The 301-nt window shown below is 74.4% G+C and carries 1 pseudogene; it reads right to left on the bottom strand.

Annotated features, from left to right (window positions below):
* Positions 1-170 precede the first annotated feature (170 nt).
* A pseudogene (locus JHD73_RS28850) lies at positions 171-301 on the bottom strand (pyruvate dehydrogenase (acetyl-transferring) E1 component subunit alpha); the annotation flags it as partial.

Genomic DNA, 301 nt, shown 5'->3' with positions numbered 1-301 from the left:
CCCCCCCCCCCCCCCCCCCCCCCCCCCCCCCCCCCCCCCCCCCCCCCCCCCCCCCCCCCCCCCCCCCCCCCCCCCCCCCCCCCCCCCCCCCCCCCCCCCCCCCGTTTCACGCAGAAGACGGCATACGAGATCAGGCGCCATGTCTCGTGGGCTCGGAGATGTGTATAAGAGACAGCCTCCTGCCCCACGGAAGACGCAAACGTGCCGAGCTTGCCGGTGCGCTGCAGCGCAACCGCCTTGGTGTCGAATGCACGGGTGAGCACCATCGCGCGATAGAGCGCGAGGAGCGTTTGCACATCCT

The sequence above is a fragment of the Ralstonia sp. ASV6 genome (assembly GCF_016429285.1).
In the GTDB taxonomy this organism is placed as follows: Bacteria; Pseudomonadota; Gammaproteobacteria; order Burkholderiales; family Burkholderiaceae; genus Ralstonia; species Ralstonia flaminis.
Note: the sequence above shows the minus strand (reverse complement) of the source record. Positions and strands in the feature narration are given on the sequence as shown.